We start from the raw sequence: 17,526 nt of genomic DNA on the forward strand, positions 1-17,526 counted from the left end.
TTACTAGTTTTATCATAACGGAAAATTGTTTCACCCGTGTTACATTCCAGTTAAAAGCCCATGACGCTATATTAAGGATTTACGACAGCCTTTTATTTCGTTGCTTTGAGTTTTTCAGCAAGCTCTTCTACATAATGCTGTGCGCTTTGTGCGGCAATACTTCCGTCACCTGTTGCTGTCACAATTTGACGGAGTGTTTTTTCACGAATGTCACCAGCGGCGAAAATGCCTTCCACTCTCGTTTCCATTCTTTCGTTTGTTTCGATGTAGCCTTCTTTATTTGTAATGCCGAGATTTTCAAATGGTTTAGACAGTGGCAGCATTCCGATATAGATAAAGGCGCCATCTGTTTTAAAGTCTTCTTCTTCACCAGTCACCGTATCAATCAAAGTCACACTGCCGACTTTACCGTTTTCTTCATTAATTTGTTTAACGGTTTTGTTCCACATGAAGTCGATTTTTTCATTATCAAAAGCACGTGCTTGTAAAATGCTTTGGGCACGAAGCTTGTCGCGTCTATGAACGATCGTTACTTTTGACGCAAAGCGTGTGAGGTACACACCCTCTTCTACCGCAGAGTCTCCTCCACCAATGACGACGAGCTCTTTGTTTTTAAAGAAAGCACCGTCACATACTGCACAGTAAGAGACGCCTCGGCCGCCAAGTTCTTTTTCACCTGGTGCACCGATTTTTTTGTATTCCGCACCTGCTGCAATAATGACAGAGCGTCCTTTGTATTCTTTTGAACCGGCTTTGACGATTTTGTACTCTTCACCGTCTACGATTTCTTTGATATCGCCATATGCATACTCAGCACCGAATTTCTTCGCATGGTCAAACATTTTATTTGAAAGTTCTGGCCCTAAAATGCTTTCAAAGCCAGGATAGTTCTCGACATCTTCCGTATTAGCCATTTGACCGCCTGGAATCCCTCTTTCAATCATCAATGTTGAAAGATTTCCACGAGATGTATAAACAGCGGCTGTCATTCCGGCAGGTCCCGCTCCAATGATGATCGTATCGTAGATTTTTTCTTCTGACACAACTGTCACTCCCTCTTCAATTGCTGCTAGCATTTCTTATTAGAATGCCCTTGGGTGATGCTTCCATTCATGACAGAAAGCATCCATTCCACTCTTATTTTTATTCCTTACCCATATCCTATTAAATCTGCGGATAATAAGCGAATCATTTGCTCATATGTTCAAAAAAAGAAAAAGCTTCCTTAAACTGCTGTTTAAGGAAGCCTGTTTACGGTTATATAGTAAGTAATGATTTATTCAACGACTCTTCTTACAACGCCATTGAATGCTTTTTTCCAGTAAACATTGCTCATAGAGTCAACTGAAACACCGCGAGAGCTGTTATCGTTCAAGAATGTACCGTTTCCTAAGTAAATACCAACGTGTCCATTTACTTTATACGTATCAAAGAACACAAGGTCTCCGCGTTTCATGTCAGATGCACTTACAGCTCTTCCTTTACCTACAAGCGTATCTGTTGTTGTACCGCCAACTGGTCCAAGGTTGATGCCTGCTGATGCAAATGCCCAGCGAACGAATGAAGAACAGTCAAAACGACGTGCGTCAATATCAGCTTGTGATCTGCCACCAGCCCATTTATATGGAGATTGTCCAACAATGGAAGAACCTGTGCTGATTGCACCTTCGATTCCGCCTACGTTACTGCTGACAGGTGATCCACCGCCAGTAGATGGCTTCTTGCTTGGTGAACTGCTGTTGTTATTATCGTTGTTGTTTGAAGATCCACTGTTACTGTTATTTGAAGACGAGCTGCTGTCGTTCGTTGAGCTGTTGTCTTCTGCTTGAACACTAGCTTGACGCTGCTGTTGTCTTTGTACTTTTTCTTCTTTTGCTTTTTGAGCTGCTTCTCTTGCTTCCTTTTCAGCTTGTTTTTGAGCAGTGATTGTTGCGTCTTTTTCAGATGCAATGCTGTTAGCCTCACTGTTTAACTCGCTAATTTGAGAAGAAGCACTTCCTTTTTGCTTTTTCACTTGCTTGAATAGCTTGTCTTTTTCATCAAGCTGTTTATTCAAGTCTGTTTGAAGTGTTTCAAGCTTTGTAAGTGTCTTTTGAACATCTTCAAGCTTTGTGTTTAATTCGTTTTCAGACTTTTGGAGCTCAGCTTTGTCTTTTTCTTGCTCTTTAATGATTTCGCTGTCTGCGTTGATGAGTGTAGATACTGCACCTGCACGGCTGATGAAATCGCTAAAGCTTTTCGCTCCTAGTAATACATCTATGTATTTCGTAGAACCGCCGCTTTCTTGAAGCGCACGTACACGCTTTTTCAAGAATTTGTTTCGATCTTCAATACGTTTTTCAGTATCAGCAATGTCTTTTTTCAGTGCATTGATTTCTTTTTTCGTTTGTTCATTTTCTTTTTGTTTTTCTTCGATTTGATCACTTGTTTTTAAAGCTTTCTCGTCAATTTCTTTTAGCTTTAGTGCAAGTGCCTCTTGTTTTGCTTCAAGCTTTGAAAGCTCATCTTTTTTCTTTTGAAGGTTTTTGTTGACCTCAGATTGCTTACTGTCCAGCTCTTGTTTCTTTTGTTCAAAGTTCTGTGCGTTTGCTTCATGAGTAAATGGGATAAATAAACTGCTCGCTCCGATGACCGAAGCTAAACCGAAAGTAATAAACTTTTTCACGAATAGTTCCTCCTTTGACAATTTCCAAGCGACATGAGAAAGCAGCAAATTCTCTGCGACCAATCTGTGCTATCTATGTCTTTCTTCCTGATTGATCAGTCAGATGTTGACCAGATTGTTTCTATCACTAGGTGTTTCATTATGTATAGTAAAATATCTAAATATATGTCTTTGTTTTAATCCACGATTTTCATTATACATGAGACATCGACAAAATGAGCTAATATTTTTATTACATTTATGTTTCAAAAACATGTCGTGATTGTCATACTTCGCCAAATCCTTGCAAATCCCACCTTTTTATCCAAGAAAAAAGCATGACCTTTTCGGCCATGCTGCAATCTTCTAAATCTATTTACCTATTTAATCAATTAATGTACAAATGACTTGTTCATATTTAGACAGTGTTTGAACACTGATTTGAAAAGAGGCTGCAATCTCTTTTTTGCTCATAGATTCTTCTTGCTCCTGCATCCATAAATAATAGGATGCTGCTGCCCATGCAGGCGCATTTTTCTTATCCACGCCAGAAGCACGTGCCTGCTGAATAATATGGAATAACCAAAAATAAGGCATATGGCTGTCAGGCTGAACAGCTTCTTCCAAGCTGGATGCCGCCTGTTTTGCGAAAACCGCATCTTCTGAAAAAGACCGTTCTTCCATTTCATCCTCGTATAAGAGCAGTTCAATGAATTGCTGTTCAAAAGCTGTTTTCGCTGCGCGTGCATCAAGGACAGATTGAAGAACGTCACGTTCCCCTTTTTGTTTGCTTACATAGTACGCCGTCAGCCGCTCCTCAATGGAGACCATTGGCTCAGTCTCCTCAGGTTTATCCTGCCACGGCTTGATTTCATCTGCATCGATATCTTCTTCGACCATCTTATCCCAAACCGTCTGTGCAAGCGTTTTGTGACCTGTATAATAAGCTGCGCTTGCGAGCCAGTATAAAAATGTACTATCTCCTTGAAAGCCTGTTTTGTACAAAGAATAAAGCCATTTAAAGGCCCATTCAAATTCTCCAACTAGGGCAAATGTTGCGCCAAGCTTATAACGCTGTTCACTTAATATTGGATACACGTGCGTTAATTGCTTTGCTAACGTATTGACCTTCTCTTCTTCTTTTTCATAATGATAGAAGACTAGCTGGTTGCAAAGGGCATGCAGATTACCCGGATTTTCATGTAGAACCCGGTTCAGCATCTCTTTTGCCTGATGGATTTGACCAGAATAAAAATAGGCCAATGCGAGATTATTATACGCTGACCAAAATTCTGGATACTCAACAATCATCTGTTCCAGCATCTCAATGGCTTCATCAAGCCTGCCGCTTTCCAGTAAGTGATTTGCTTGATCCTGCTTCACAATCAGGTCATCCTGATCGTAAGGAAAATCTTCGTCCTCTTCGTCACTCATATCGAGCAGGTCGAGAAGGTCATCATTTTCATCTGCAAATTCCCCGTTCTCTTCTAATGAAGCATAGGCAGTCGCTGACTTATATGCCTCTTGAAAGAGTCCTAGATTCGCATAATTATTGGCTTTAAAATAGTGACACTCAGACATATTTTCATCAATATGTTCAAGGATGAAATCAAGCAGTTCATTTGATTGTTGGAAATGACCCATTTCAGTATAAATAATAGCAAGCTGTGACAGCATTTCTACATTTTCAGGCTCAAGTACGATAGCCCGCTGTATGAGCTTACTCGCTTTAGATAGATTTCTTTCTCTATAAGCTTTTAGACCTTTATGAAAAAAGTAATGCCCATCTTGGAATAGCTGGACGACTTGTGTGTGATTATTTTGAGAAGTGTATTTACTCACTGATACCCTCCATTTCGAACAGTGTACCGTGTGTAGTATAACATACTTCAAGAGTCGTCACATAGAACAAAAGAAAAGGAAGGATTTGTTTTTCACTTGGGAAATAAAAAGCCGGAGGTGCCCCCGGCTTTTCACTCACTTTGATGACGTTTTTTTAATACTTTTAATACATCATCAAGCGGCAATTGCTGTTCACGTAATAACACAAGCAGGTGATACAGAAGATCAGCTGTTTCCCATTTCAATTCTTCTTGATCCTGGTTTTTCGCCGCAATGATGACCTCTGACGCTTCTTCCCCTACCTTTTTCAGGATTTTATCGACCCCTTTTTCAAATAGATAGGTTGTATAAGCGCCTTCTGGCATTTCTGCCTGACGTTTCGCAATCACCTGTTCAAGTTCATTTAAAATGGCAAAACGATCCTGCTCTTCCGTTTGACGCTTCACGCCTTCTTCCGAAAAGCAGCTATAGCTGCCAGTGTGGCAAGCTGGTCCACTTGGTGTGACAAGAACAAGCAGAGCATCTTTGTCACAGTCATATCGAATGGATGTGACTCGCTGAGTATGTCCAGATGTGGCGCCTTTGTGCCAAAGCTCGTTTCTTGACCGGCTGTAAAACCATGTTTCTCCTGTTTCTAGTGTTTTTTCATAGGATTCTTGATTCATATACGCCAATGTCAATACTTCCTTACTTTGAGCATCCTGTACAATCGCAGGTATCAGGCCTGCCTCATTAAAGGATAATTCGTTTGCCTGTTTCATCTGACCTTCACCCCGTGTTCTCTCAAGTATGTCTTTACCTCTTGAATTGAAGTCTCTTTATAATGAAAAATGGAAGCTGCTAAAGCTGCATCCGCTTCTCCTTTTGTAAATGCCTCCAAAATATGCTGAGCATTGCCAGCGCCTCCTGAAGCAATGACAGGTACGGTGACAGCTTCTGACACAAGCTTTGTTAATTGATGATCAAAGCCCTTTTTCTCACCGTCGGCATCCATACTTGTCAGCAAAATCTCTCCTGCCCCCCTCAGCACGGCTTCTTTTGCCCAATCGCTAACCTCTATATCCGTTTGACGACGCCCTCCGTGTGTATAAACCATGTACGCTTTTTTCTCTTCATCGTACTTTGCATCTATTGCGACGACGATGCACTGGGAACCAAAAAAATCGGCACCTTCTGAAATGAGTTCTGGTCTTAAAACTGCCGCTGTATTTACAGATATTTTGTCTGCACCCGCTCTTAATATGCGCTTCATGTCATCAAGGTGATTAATTCCGCCGCCTACCGTAAAAGGGATGGCAAGAGTGGACGCCACTTGCTTGACCACATCCACCATCGTTTTCCGGCCTTCATGAGAGGCAGAAATATCAAGAAAGACGAGTTCATCCGCCCCTTCCTCATCATATATCTGCGCTAATTCTACCGGATCACCAGCATCCTTTAAGCCGAGAAATTGCACCCCTTTAACCACACGACCTTCCTTCACATCGAGACATGGGATGATTCGTTTTGTCATCATACGCGGTCAAGCCCTTCAATTGCTTCAGCTAAAGTAAACCGCTCCGTATAAAGTGCCTTTCCAATGATCGCACCAGAAACGCCTGACTGTTTTTGTGATGACAGCTTTTGGAGATCGGCTACCGAACTGATACCGCCTGAGGCAATAACTTGTTTGCCAGTAGCTTCTGCTAAGCGAACTGTACTTTCCACATTGGGACCAGCCAGCATGCCGTCCATTTGAATATCTGTGAAAATAAAGACCTCCGCGCCTTCCTTTGCCAATTCTTTGCCGAGATCCTCCGCCTTCACTTTCGACGTTTCAAGCCACCCCTCAGTCGATACAAAGCCATTTCGCGCATCGATGCCAATCGCTATTTTCTCCCCATATTGCGCAAGCATTTTTTTCACAAAGGCAGGGTTAGAAACAGCCGAGCTGCCAAGAATGACTCTAGCTACACCATTGTTTATATAAAAGGCAACGTCTTCTTCTGTCCGAATGCCGCCGCCAATTTGTACATTTACATCTAAGGATGAAGCAATCGCCAGCACATGCTCATGATTCACGCGATTCCCCGCTTTCGCACCATCTAGGTCAACGAGATGAATCCACTTTGCTCCTTCATTTGCAAATCGCGTCGCCATATCGAGCGGCGAATCTCCATAAATGGTTTCTTGATCATAATCTCCTTGCACGAGCCGTACACATTTGCCATTTCTCATATCAATTGCTGGATACAATGTAAATTCACTCATTTGTTCACCCTCTGTTCGTTTGCTAATTGAATAAATTGTTTGAGCAGCGCCATGCCCGTTGTACTGCTTTTTTCAGGGTGAAACTGTGCGCCTAGCACATTTCCCTTACCAACAACTGCTGGTACTTGAACGCCATAGTCTGCGCTTGCTAATTGCTCTTCTGGATTCATATCCCTCACATAATAAGAGTGAACAAAGTACGCAAATCCTTCCGGTACCCCGTCAAACAATGGGGAGGGCTGATGAAATGTGAGCTCATTCCACCCCATATGAGGCACCTTAAGCCTTTGCCCATTCTGGTCACGATCCTTTAAAAGAACGACACGACCTTTTAGCAGCCCCAAACCTTTCGTACGCCCTGCCTCTTCACTTTCTTCAAATAACAGCTGCATCCCAAGACAAATGCCAAATAGCAGTTTTCCTTCCTGCACTACTTGGTGGATAAACGCCTCGAGCCCTGTCTGTTTTAACAGCTGCATCGCATCTCGAAACGAACCGACCCCAGGCAAAATATAAGCATCTGCCTTTTTGAGCTCCTCCACATCAGAGGAGACGATATAACGGGCACCTGCTCGTTCCAGTGCTTTTGATACGCTGAACAAATTTCCCATTCCGTAATCAATGACTCCGATCATTAGAGCATCCCCTTTGTTGAAGGAATCCCTTTCACACGTGGATCAATGGTTGTTGCTTCATCTAAAGCACGTGCCATCGCTTTAAAAATAGCTTCAATTATATGGTGTGTATTGGTTCCATAGTGAACAATTACATGAAGATTTATACGAGCTTCTAACGCAAACTTCCAAAGAAACTCATGTACGAGCTCTGTATCAAAGGTACCGACCTTTTGACTTGGAAAGGCCGCTCTCATTTCTAAATGAGGACGATTGCTTAAATCGACCACGACCTGAGCAAGCGTTTCATCCATTGGAACAAAACTGGAGCCATATCGCTTGATTCCCTTTTTATCACCTAACGCTTCCTTAAACATTTGCCCAAGCACGATGCCGATATCTTCTGTTGTGTGGTGATCATCAACATCTGTATCTCCTTTCGCATCGACGGTCAAATTAAAGTGTCCATGCTTCGTAAATAGATCGAGCATGTGTGTCATAAAAGGGACATCTGTTTGAATATCCGCTTTTCCTTCCCCATCAATCTCTAACGATAACGAAATATTCGTTTCATTTGTTTGTCTCGCTGTTTCCGCCTGTCTCATGACGATTCCCCCCGCTTTCTCGATTCAATCGACCTTGCATGTGCTTCGAGCCCCTCTAACCTAGCAAAAGCCGCAATGCTATCCCTGTGTGTCTCAAAGGCTTCTTGACTATATGAAATAATGCTTGTTTTCTTTTGAAAATCGGTCACACCAAGCGGGCTAGAAAATCTGGCTGTTCCGTTGGTTGGCAGCACGTGATTCGGTCCTGCAAAATAATCTCCCACCGGCTCAGGGCTATAACGCCCTAAAAAAATCGCCCCTGCATGCTTGATTTGACCAAGAAATGATTCTGGATATGCTGTCAGCACCTCTAAATGCTCTGGCGCTAACTGATTGACAACGTCTACTGCACGATCCATGGAATCTGTCACGTATATACGGCCATGATGTTGTATGGATTGTGCAGCGATTGATTTTCTTGGCAAGGTGTCCAGCTGCGCTTGCACCTCAGCTCGCACATTTTCCGCAAGTGTCTTAGACGGGGTCACCAAAATACTAGATGCCAGCGCATCATGCTCTGCCTGAGAGAGTAAATCGGCCGCCACCTCATGTGCTATGGCCGTGTCATCTGCTAGAACCGCAATTTCACTTGGACCGGCAATCATATCAATGTCTACCTGACCAAATACTTCCCGCTTTGCCAGTGCGACATAGATGTTGCCTGGACCTGTGATTTTATCAACAGGCTGGATGCTTTCTGTTCCATAGGCAAGTGCCGCAATCGCCTGTGCACCGCCCATTTTATACATCTCTGTAATGCCGAGCTCCTTCGCAGCAACGAGTACAGCGTCAGAGAGGTAGCCGCTTTTCCCTGGGGGTGTCACAAGGACAATTCGCTGAACACCAGCGACAAGCGCCGGAATCACATTCATTAAAACAGATGATGGATAAGCAGCTGTTCCGCCGGGGACATACACACCAACTGCCTCAAGTGGTGTCACCTTTTGTCCGAGCATCGAGCCATCCTGCTGGTGATAAAACCAAGAGGATGTCAGCTGACGCTCATGGTATGTGCGAATATGATGGATAGCCATTTGGATCACCTGAATCATGGCTGGGTCCAAACGTTCGGAGGCTTTTGTCATTTCCTCATCTGTCACAAGCGGATCTTCAAGCAGCACCCCATCAAATTGCTTTGTAAAAGACTGTACCGCTTGATCACCATTTAGCCTCACTTCTTGTATAATCCGCTGAACAGCCAGGCGCTGTTCTTCCGTGCCTGTATCTAAAGTCCGTTTGAGCGAGAGTGTCTCTGTCTCACCTTCTTGTATATAGGTGATGTTCATGATGTTTCCTCCCCTTCAATGATTCTTGCAAGGCGCTGCGCCATTTCATCGATCACCGCATCCTTCATCCGATAGCTCACAGGATTGACAATAAACCGTGACGTAATATCACAAATATGCTCCGTTTCAACAAGTCCGTTTTCCTTGAGTGTTTGACCTGTAGAGACAATGTCTACAATACGATCGGCGAGTCCGATGAGCGGTGCTAATTCAATGGAACCATTCAGCTTAATGATCTCCACCTGCTCCCCTTGCTCTCTAAAATAGGAAGATGCAACATTTGGGTACTTTGTTGCCACACGCGGTGCGACACCGCCCCAGCTAGCTCCCGGCAATCCGGCAACCGCTAAATGGCATTTACTGATGTTTAAATCAAGCACCTCGTACACATCACGAGCTTCTTCGAGCATGACATCCTTTCCTGCAATGCCAACATCTGCTACACCGTGCTCTACATAAGTCGTCACATCCATTGGCTTCGCTAAAATAAAGCGGAGGTTTTCTTCCGGTACATCGATGATTAACTTTCTTGAATCCTCGAATTCCTCTGGCAGTTGATATCCTGCCTGCCTTAACAGCCCTGCGGCTTCTTCAAATATTCGGCCCTTTGGCATCGCCATCGTCAACACTTTACCCATTTTGTTCTCCCTTTCTAGCGCCGATAAAATAAGTCACCTGCTCAAATGCCTTGGTCATCGCGTCAATATTTTCAATCCCTGCTAAGTCTTGCAAGACGATCTTTTTCCCTTTTGACCGCTCCTTTTCTGCAAAAGCAAAAGCCTCCAGCCGTTGTTCTTTACTAAAAATCACTGCCTCCTGCGGCTCATTGATTTCTTTTGCATCAAGCGCTTCAAGCAGACGGTCTAATCGAAGTCCGAATCCTGTAGCTGGTGCAGGTGCATCAAAATGAGCAAGCAATTGGTCATATCTGCCGCCACTTCCGATGACTGACCCAACATGATCTGCAAATACTTCAAACAAAATACCCGTGTAGTAGCTCATATGACTCACCATGCTTAAATCTAGACGGATATATTCTGTACAGCCGTAATCTTCAAGTGTCTCCCAAAGCGACTTTAACTGCGTAAGCACCTCTTTTCCTTCTTGTGAAACGACGATTTCCTCTGCCCGCTCTGTGACTTCCTGGCCACCTCTTAATTCTAAAAGCTGTAACAGCCTCGTTTTATCGATGGAGGAAAGTGGCAATTGCTTCACATGCTGACGGTACCCTACATAATTCTTTTCATATAAGAATCGGCGAAGAACGTTTGCACGCTCTGTATTTCCCAGTACATCTACAAATAACGTCTCTGCTAAAGCGACATGCCCAATCGCGATTTTGAAGGATTTGAGCCCAGCATTTTTTAATGCGAATACGACAAGCGCGATCACTTCAGCATCTGCACTAATCGAACCGTCTCCAATTAACTCAATTCCGACCTGCTCAAATTCTGATGGTCTTCCGCCTTCTCTTTCCTGTGCCCGGAACACATTGGCCGCATACCCAACGCGAAGCGGATACGCCTGTTCATGAAGCTTTGATGCTGCCACTCTCGCAATAGGTCCCGTCATATCAGGTCTGAGTACAAGGGTTTGCCCGTTCTGATCTAAAAGCTTAAAGAGCTGTGTATCTGTAATCGCCGATTGAACACCGACTGTATCGTAAAATTCAAGCGTTGGTGTCTCCATCAACCGGTAACCCCAACCATTCATAACCTCTGTTAAGGAATGTCTCACTTTTTTCTTCGTCTCATACAATCCTGGTAATGAATCCCGCATACCATATGGTTTCTCAAACATAAACATGTTCTTCTGCACCTCCAACACATTAAAACAAAAAATTCCGAATCCTTTAGTTCGCTAATATGATAATATGCTAACAAAATAAAGTGATTAAATCAATCATTTTTATTTTCTCTCTATTTTCATGAAAAATTTGTGGAATTATTACATTCAAGTGACACCTATCTCTTTTCTACATGTTTGATAAAAGAACGTGCTATAATACTTAAAAATATTGATTAACACAGGAGATTACAGTGAAGTTCATCCAGACATTAATCTTAACTTTGTTGTGCGCATGCCTTGTTTATTTCGGCTTTATATACGTGACACAAATCGACCAAGTCAAAAAGACAGCTTCACCACACGAAGCAGCCAAAGAAAAAGAAAACGATACAGCACTCGCAGCTGAAGAAACACGATCAACGAAAAAAACAGACACCACCTACTCTTCCTTAAAAGGAAGCAAAAAAGCCATGGACGTCATCCTTTACAATCAAATGGATGCCCCAAAGCTTTATAATGGATGCGAAGTCACAAGCTTAGCGATGCTTCTTCATTACACCGGCTACGAGCAAGTGACGAAAGACACATTGGCAAATGAAATTAAACGTGTTCCACTCAATTATGAAAATGGCTTAAAAGGAGACCCACATGACGGGTTTGTAGGCGATATGGAGAATGGACCAGGTCTTGGTGTATACCATGAACCTATTTATCAGCTTGCGAAAAAATATGCGGGCGCTCAAGTCGTCGACTTAAGCGGAAAACCTGTCAAAAAGGCCATCTATCAATCACTTGAAAAAGGGTATCCTGTTTGGGTGATTACCACATCCACCTTTGACAAAATAGATAACATCGAAACATGGAATACACCAAATGGCAAAATAGATGTAAGCTTTAATATGCATAGCGTGGTCATCACAGGCTATGACAAGGAGCATGTCTACTTAAATAACCCATACGGAGAAAAGAATCAAAAAGTCGATCGCGATCAGTTTGAAGATTCTTGGGAACAGATGGGCAGGCAGGCGATTATCATTAAAGCATAGAACAATTTCTCTTTGAAAACATGAAAACCCATCCTCTATCCGAATAGAGGATGGGTTTTTCATGATGATAGTATTTCCTTCAGACTGTTCTCAAGCTTTTCAGCTGTCATTACTCCTCCGCCTACACTGAAGCATTCAACCTTTTTTAATAAAAATGAGAGATAATTCTTGATCGTTAAACTCCCCACTCATCGTTTTTAGCGGCAACGAATCGCTTATTCTGCTTCAGATACAACGGTAAAACGTTCTCCAACATGGGCAGCCTGCTCAATTTCATCGACAAGCGCAATGGCGTAGTCGGCATAGCTCACATAGCTGTCACCTTTAGAATTGACAATCAGTTGGTCTTTCCCTTTCACATAAGAACCTGTGCGTTTGCCAGCTGGATCAAAGAATGCAGCAGGGCTGAGGAAAGTCCATTTTAATCCTACGGTTTGTTGAAGGTCTTTTAGGTTTTCACCTTGCTGTGAAGCAGTAGGCACATACTCCTTTGGAAATTCCGGTGTATCAACAAGTCTTGTTGTTTTGGCTTCATCAACAAAAAGGCTGCCCGCTCCGCCCACAACGATTAAACGGGTACCGGGTACCTCTTTCAAAATATCAATCAGCTTTTTCCCTGCCTCTACGTGAAGGTGCTCTTGTCCAGCAGGTGCGCCAAATGCATTGACGATGACATCAAAGCCTTTGATGTCTTCTGCTTGTAAATGAAACACATCCTTCTCATAAACAGCTACGGATGAATCTGTCACTTTTTTCGCATCTCGAACGATGGCTGTTACCTCATGTCCTCTTGATTGAGCCTCTTTTACAATTTCCTGTCCTGCTTTACCTGTAGCGCCAATAATGCCGATTTTCATATGAATTCCTCCTGTAAAATGATTTTATTTAATAAACAAAGGTGTAACCACCTTAGTTACAACAGAGGTAAAAAAAATTGAATAGATCATCCAATTTTTTTGATTAACACCTGCGTTAGTTCACTTAATTTGATCTCAGCAAGCACTTGCTCCATCGCACTTTGAGCGCGGCACAAGATTAACTCAAGCACAGCCTGGATATTTGCACCGATCGGACAGTCAGGATTTGGGCTTTCATGGATTTGAAACAATTCTCCCTCATCCACCACCTCAACCGCTTTATACACATCAAGCAGCGTGATATCGTCTTCACTGCGGTTCAGCTGAGAACCGCCTTTGCCAAGACTCGTTGAGATTAGGCCTGCTTTTTTTAATTTACTCATAATACGGCGGATGACCACTGGGTTTGTATTTACACTTCCCGCGATATCCTCCGATGTCTGTAATGATCCTTTTTCAAGTGATAGCAAGGCCAGAATATGGACAGCGACAGTAAATCTGCTGCTGATTTTCATGTTTTCTCACCTCTGTTGTAATCATTATAGTTACACCATAACATATTGTCAACAAAAAAGTCTGCCGAGCTACTCAGCAGACGTAGATTGACGTGCATTCATTTCTTCTTTCATATAAATCATGCGCATTGGATTTCCTCCAACAAATGAGCCTGCTGGAACATCCTTATGAACAAGTGTACCAGCCGACACGATCGCCCCATCCCCAATGGTCACACCAGGTAAAATGGTGGAATTGGCTCCAATTAAGACTTCATCCCCAATATAGACTTCCCCAAGTCTGTATTCTTTAATCAAATACTCATGGGTCAAAATGGTTGTGTTATAGCCAATCACCGAATTTCGACCGACCGTGATTTTCTCAGGAAACATGAGATCCACCATGACCATTAAGGCAAACGCTGTATCTTCGCCAACCTTCATACGAAGAAAGGTTCGGTATATCCAATTTTTCATTCCCATAAAAGGCGTGTACCGTGCGATTTGAATGAAAATAAAGTTTTTCACCACTTTGAAAAAGGGGACCGTCCGATAGACTTGTCGTAACGAATTGACCCCTTTTACAGGATATCGATCTGTTTTTCTCAACTCAATCAGCTCCAACAATCGCCAGAAGATCACTCATTTTCTTTAGCATAAAATCAGGGCGATGCTTTAAAAGGGCCTCTTCTCCCTTAATTGACCAAGCAACACCTGCTGTTTTTGTCCCTGCCACTTGACCAGACAAAATATCGTGATAATTATCGCCGACCATCACCGCTTCATGTGGATCACTGCCAAGCTTGGATAATGCCAGCTGGACTGGCTCCGGATGCGGCTTCTCATTTTGGACATCATCGAGCGTCACAATCACTTCAAAGAATGGCTCTAAACCGGTCAGCTTCAATCCCATTAACACTGTGTCACGTATCTTTGTTGTGACAATTCCAAGCTTAAATCCTCGATCCTGCAAGACTTTCAATGTATCTATAACAGTCTCATATTCAGTCACGAGCAGATCATGCTGTTCATGATTAAACGTACGGTACATCTGAATCATGTCATCCGTTAGATTAGGGTCCATCGCAGAGAATGTATCAAATAATGACGGACCAATGAAATGGAGGATCTCTTCACGGCTGTACTGACCAGGGTAATAATGATCAAGCGTATGTTGAAATGAAGCAATAATTAATTCATTCGTATTGATTAATGTGCCATCTAAATCAAATAGCACGGTGTTAACAGTTGATTCGTTCATATGGCTTCCTTTCTAACAACTGCGAGCTCGCGCTTTCGCCAAATATAGCTAATGGCAGCTGTTAATAAAATAGCAGATATCAGACGGATGACAAGAAGCGGCCACACAGGAATCCCAAGTGGAATAAATATCAGCGTGTCTTCGACTACTGCATGGCAGGCAACAAGGAAAATGAAAGCAAGGGTTAAATCCTTTTTACTCACGCCGTCCTCTTCCACTGCCTTCATCATCACGCCAGCTCCGTATGCTAGACCAATGGTTAACCCAGCGACCATCGTCATCGACGTATTTTCTTTCATTCCAAGCATTCTCGTAAATGGAGACAGCCACTTAGACAGCGTATGGAGCCATCCTAAATCTCTCATGAATTGAATGATGATCATGAGAGGGATGACGATACAGGCGAGCTGGAGCACACCGAGTACGGCTTTTTGTAAAGCGACAAGGACGATCATGTACCAGCTGGAAGGCACATCAGCCGTTTGGGCTGCTGTCAGCAGTCCATATTGTGCCGGCTCCTGGCCTCCCTGCCAAACGAGATGAATGACAATAGCCGAAACAACAGCAAGACTGATTCTGACCAGCAAAATGACAGACACTCTCAGTCCAACCTTTGCTGCCACAGTCGATTCGATGATCAGGTTGTGACAAAAGGACAGCATCACGGCCAAAATAAACACTTCCTTCACAGGAAGATCTAGAGTCAAAATGGCCGCTATGCCCGCATACAAGTTCAGCACATTTCCTAACACAAGCGGAATGGCTGCTTCTCCTGAAAGACCAAACAATCCCATAAATGGCCGTATGAATTGAATGATCCAATCCATAACAGGCGTATGCTGCAAGATACTGACGAGAATGGTAACCGGAAAGATGACTTTTCCAAGTGTCCAAGTTGTCGATAGCCCTGCTTTTAAGCCGTTTTTCCATGTCTCCTGCATCTTTCTGATCCCCCCTGCTTTAATTCGATGAGTTGTTCTCTTTATACGGGATCGATGCGTGACCTTTTATTCTTCTAAAGATCAGCAGCAGAACAGCCACTACAAAAATGGCAATCGAAATCATTTGAGCGATTCGAAGATGTTCTGTCAGCATCAAACTGTCCGTTCTCATACCTTCTATGAAGAAACGACCGATTGAATACCAAATTAAATAAGACAAGAAGATTTCGCCTCTGCGCATCGCTGTTCTACGTAATAAAATCAAGATCACAACACCGGCAAGATTCCATAATGATTCGTATAAGAACGTTGGGTGATAATACGTCCCATCAATATACATTTGATTAATGATAAACTCAGGCAAATGCAAATTCTCTAAAAAGGCTCTTGAAACAGCCTCACCATGCGCTTCCTGATTAATAAAGTTCCCCCAGCGTCCAATGGCCTGCGCTAGTAAAATACTAGGTGCTGCTACATCGGCTATTTTCCAGAAGGACACCTTTTTCACTTTTGTGAAGACGATCGCTGTCAGCACAGCACCTATCAGCCCGCCATGAATGGCAATTCCGCCATGCCAAATCTTAATGATTTCATTTGGGTGCTGCTGATAGTAATCCCATTCGAAGGATACATAATAAATTCGTGCACAAATAATCGCTATTGGAATGGCAAATAAGATTAAATCAATAAACGTATCTTTATTGATTCCTCTTTTCTCACATTCTCTCAGTGCGAGCCAGAGTCCTAGTAAGGCTCCGACCCCAATGATCACACCATACCAATGAACCGAAAGAGGTCCGAGCTGAAAAGCAATCGGATCAATTGGCTGAATCGCTTCGTTCATATAGACAACTCCTATTCATCTTGGCCATTGTCTTCAATGACATCGGCTAGTTTACTTGTAAATTGTTCCGCCGCATTATGTCCCATGCGTTTTAACCTGAAGTTCATCGCAGCCACCTCAATGATAACCGCTAAGTTTCGACCAGGGCGGACAGGAATGGTCAGCTTCGGTACATCTGTATCGATGATTCGCATCTTCTCTTCTTCAAGTCCTAAACGATCGTACTGTTTGCCTTGTTCCCAAAGCTCAAGGTTCATGACAATCGTAATTCTCTTATAGCTTCTGACAGCCCCAGCTCCAAATAAGGTCATCACATTAATGATGCCTAACCCGCGGATTTCTAAAAGATGTTCAATCAGCTCTGGTGCGCTTCCGACTAGCGTATCCTGATCCTCTTGACGGATTTCCACGCAATCATCTGCGACCAGCCTGTGTCCTCTCTTCACTAATTCTAAGGCTGTTTCACTTTTTCCTACTCCGCTTTTTCCAATTAACAATACACCTACACCATATACATCAACAAGTACGCCATGAATCGCGGTCGTAGGTGCAAGCTTGCTTTCTAAAAAGTTGGTCAAACGACTCGAAAGTCTTGTCGTTTTTAGACTTGAACGTAACACAGGTACGCCATTTTCATTTGAAGCTTCAATTAATTCCTTTGGCACTTCACGATCTCGTGACAAAATAATTGCAGGGGTAATATCAGTACAAAGAGACATCATTCTCTGCTTTCGTTCGCGTTCTGGGAGCTGTTCAAAAAAAGAAAGCTCTGTTTTCCCTAAAAGTTGAACTCTTTCTTTTGGGTAATATGTAAAATAACCAGCCATTTCAATACCTGGTCTGGAAAGATCACTGATTGTAATGGGACGATTAATCCCTTCTTCCCCACTTACCAGTTCAAGATGAAATTGTTCCATTATGTCCTTCGTACGAACTTTCGGCACGCTTCTTCCTCCTTTTATCACAGGCGATTCAGAAATACAGCTCTATTTTATCACTTTCAATGATGATCCCAAAACAGTATTTTATCCTGATCCTGTTTCAGTTCATTTGC

19 protein-coding genes are annotated in these 17,526 nt (G+C 43.0%); 1 reads left to right on the plus strand and 18 read right to left on the minus strand.

Annotated features, from left to right (window positions below; all coding sequences use genetic code 11):
- Positions 1 to 92: 92 nt before the first annotated feature.
- The 11 genes from trxB to QRN39_RS12705 all read right to left on the minus strand — a co-directional run bounded on the left by trxB (position 93) and on the right by QRN39_RS12705 (position 11,047).
- Complete coding sequence (gene trxB, locus QRN39_RS12655) at positions 93 to 1,043, minus strand: thioredoxin-disulfide reductase (RefSeq protein WP_034620189.1); 951 nt, start codon at positions 1,041 to 1,043, stop codon at positions 93 to 95.
- Positions 1,044 to 1,276: 233 nt separating this feature from the next.
- Positions 1,277 to 2,665, minus strand: coding sequence for a C40 family peptidase (locus QRN39_RS12660; RefSeq protein ID WP_106029364.1), 1,389 nt, complete (start codon positions 2,663 to 2,665; stop codon positions 1,277 to 1,279).
- A gap of 363 nt (positions 2,666 to 3,028) precedes the next feature.
- Entirely contained in the window at positions 3,029 to 4,486 is a 1,458-nt protein-coding gene (locus QRN39_RS12665) for a tetratricopeptide repeat protein (RefSeq protein ID WP_050944263.1), read from the minus strand.
- A 131-nt stretch (positions 4,487 to 4,617) separates the two neighbouring features.
- Positions 4,618 to 5,247, minus strand: coding sequence for a bifunctional phosphoribosyl-AMP cyclohydrolase/phosphoribosyl-ATP diphosphatase HisIE (gene hisIE, locus QRN39_RS12670; protein ID WP_284907362.1), 630 nt, complete (start codon positions 5,245 to 5,247; stop codon positions 4,618 to 4,620).
- A complete protein-coding gene (hisF, locus tag QRN39_RS12675; RefSeq protein ID WP_284907363.1) occupies positions 5,244 to 6,002 on the minus strand; it encodes an imidazole glycerol phosphate synthase subunit HisF in 759 nt (252 codons plus the stop codon). The genes hisIE and hisF overlap by 4 nt, the downstream gene beginning before the upstream one ends.
- The gene (gene hisA / locus QRN39_RS12680) at positions 5,999 to 6,736 is read right to left on the minus strand and encodes a 1-(5-phosphoribosyl)-5-[(5-phosphoribosylamino)methylideneamino]imidazole-4-carboxamide isomerase (protein WP_050944269.1); all 738 of its coding nucleotides are present in this window, start codon (positions 6,734 to 6,736) and stop codon (positions 5,999 to 6,001) included. The genes hisF and hisA overlap by 4 nt, the downstream gene beginning before the upstream one ends.
- The gene (gene hisH, locus QRN39_RS12685; RefSeq protein ID WP_268459219.1) at positions 6,733 to 7,371 is read right to left on the minus strand and encodes an imidazole glycerol phosphate synthase subunit HisH; all 639 of its coding nucleotides are present in this window, start codon (positions 7,369 to 7,371) and stop codon (positions 6,733 to 6,735) included. Before hisH ends, hisA begins: the two co-directional genes overlap by 4 nt.
- On the minus strand, positions 7,371 to 7,955 hold the full coding sequence (gene hisB, locus QRN39_RS12690) for an imidazoleglycerol-phosphate dehydratase HisB (RefSeq protein ID WP_113387401.1): 585 nt from the start codon (positions 7,953 to 7,955) through the stop codon (positions 7,371 to 7,373). The genes hisH and hisB overlap by 1 nt, the downstream gene beginning before the upstream one ends.
- The gene (gene hisD, locus QRN39_RS12695; RefSeq protein WP_284907364.1) at positions 7,952 to 9,241 is read right to left on the minus strand and encodes a histidinol dehydrogenase; all 1,290 of its coding nucleotides are present in this window, start codon (positions 9,239 to 9,241) and stop codon (positions 7,952 to 7,954) included. The genes hisB and hisD overlap by 4 nt, the downstream gene beginning before the upstream one ends.
- Positions 9,238 to 9,879 (minus strand): ATP phosphoribosyltransferase, encoded by a 642-nt coding sequence (gene hisG, locus QRN39_RS12700; protein WP_003213329.1) that lies wholly within the window; start codon positions 9,877 to 9,879, stop codon positions 9,238 to 9,240. The genes hisD and hisG overlap by 4 nt, the downstream gene beginning before the upstream one ends.
- Complete coding sequence (locus tag QRN39_RS12705; RefSeq protein ID WP_106029371.1) at positions 9,872 to 11,047, minus strand: ATP phosphoribosyltransferase regulatory subunit; 1,176 nt, start codon at positions 11,045 to 11,047, stop codon at positions 9,872 to 9,874. Before QRN39_RS12705 ends, hisG begins: the two co-directional genes overlap by 8 nt.
- A gap of 233 nt (positions 11,048 to 11,280) precedes the next feature.
- Here QRN39_RS12705 and QRN39_RS12710 point away from each other — a divergent pair, with 233 nt between their 5' ends.
- Positions 11,281 to 12,075: a C39 family peptidase gene (locus QRN39_RS12710; protein ID WP_284907365.1), complete on the plus strand. Its 795-nt coding sequence runs from the start codon at positions 11,281 to 11,283 to the stop codon at positions 12,073 to 12,075.
- Between the two features lie 215 nt (positions 12,076 to 12,290).
- On the opposite strand, the gene QRN39_RS12715 is transcribed toward QRN39_RS12710, so the two are convergent.
- The 7 genes from QRN39_RS12715 to hprK form a co-directional block, all read right to left on the minus strand.
- On the minus strand, positions 12,291 to 12,932 hold the full coding sequence (locus QRN39_RS12715) for an NAD(P)-dependent oxidoreductase (protein ID WP_284907366.1): 642 nt from the start codon (positions 12,930 to 12,932) through the stop codon (positions 12,291 to 12,293).
- 86 nt (positions 12,933 to 13,018) lie between these two features.
- Positions 13,019 to 13,447, minus strand: coding sequence for an Rrf2 family transcriptional regulator (locus QRN39_RS12720; RefSeq protein ID WP_003213266.1), 429 nt, complete (start codon positions 13,445 to 13,447; stop codon positions 13,019 to 13,021).
- A gap of 69 nt (positions 13,448 to 13,516) precedes the next feature.
- On the minus strand, positions 13,517 to 14,035 hold the full coding sequence (locus QRN39_RS12725; RefSeq protein WP_284907367.1) for an acyltransferase: 519 nt from the start codon (positions 14,033 to 14,035) through the stop codon (positions 13,517 to 13,519).
- Position 14,036: 1 nt separating this feature from the next.
- Positions 14,037 to 14,687 (minus strand): pyrophosphatase PpaX, encoded by a 651-nt coding sequence (gene ppaX / locus QRN39_RS12730; RefSeq protein WP_284907368.1) that lies wholly within the window; start codon positions 14,685 to 14,687, stop codon positions 14,037 to 14,039.
- Positions 14,684 to 15,628, minus strand: coding sequence for a nucleoside recognition domain-containing protein (locus QRN39_RS12735; RefSeq protein WP_003213258.1), 945 nt, complete (start codon positions 15,626 to 15,628; stop codon positions 14,684 to 14,686). The genes ppaX and QRN39_RS12735 overlap by 4 nt, the downstream gene beginning before the upstream one ends.
- A gap of 19 nt (positions 15,629 to 15,647) precedes the next feature.
- Positions 15,648 to 16,472 (minus strand): prolipoprotein diacylglyceryl transferase, encoded by an 825-nt coding sequence (gene lgt, locus QRN39_RS12740; RefSeq protein ID WP_050944287.1) that lies wholly within the window; start codon positions 16,470 to 16,472, stop codon positions 15,648 to 15,650.
- 11 nt (positions 16,473 to 16,483) lie between these two features.
- On the minus strand, positions 16,484 to 17,416 hold the full coding sequence (hprK, locus tag QRN39_RS12745) for an HPr(Ser) kinase/phosphatase (RefSeq protein ID WP_003212943.1): 933 nt from the start codon (positions 17,414 to 17,416) through the stop codon (positions 16,484 to 16,486).
- Between the last annotated feature and the right edge of the window lie 110 nt (positions 17,417 to 17,526).

It is taken from the genome of Bacillus sp. lyk4-R2A-2 (assembly GCF_030209735.1).
In the GTDB taxonomy this organism is placed as follows: Bacteria; Bacillota; Bacilli; order Bacillales; family Bacillaceae; genus Bacillus; species Bacillus pumilus.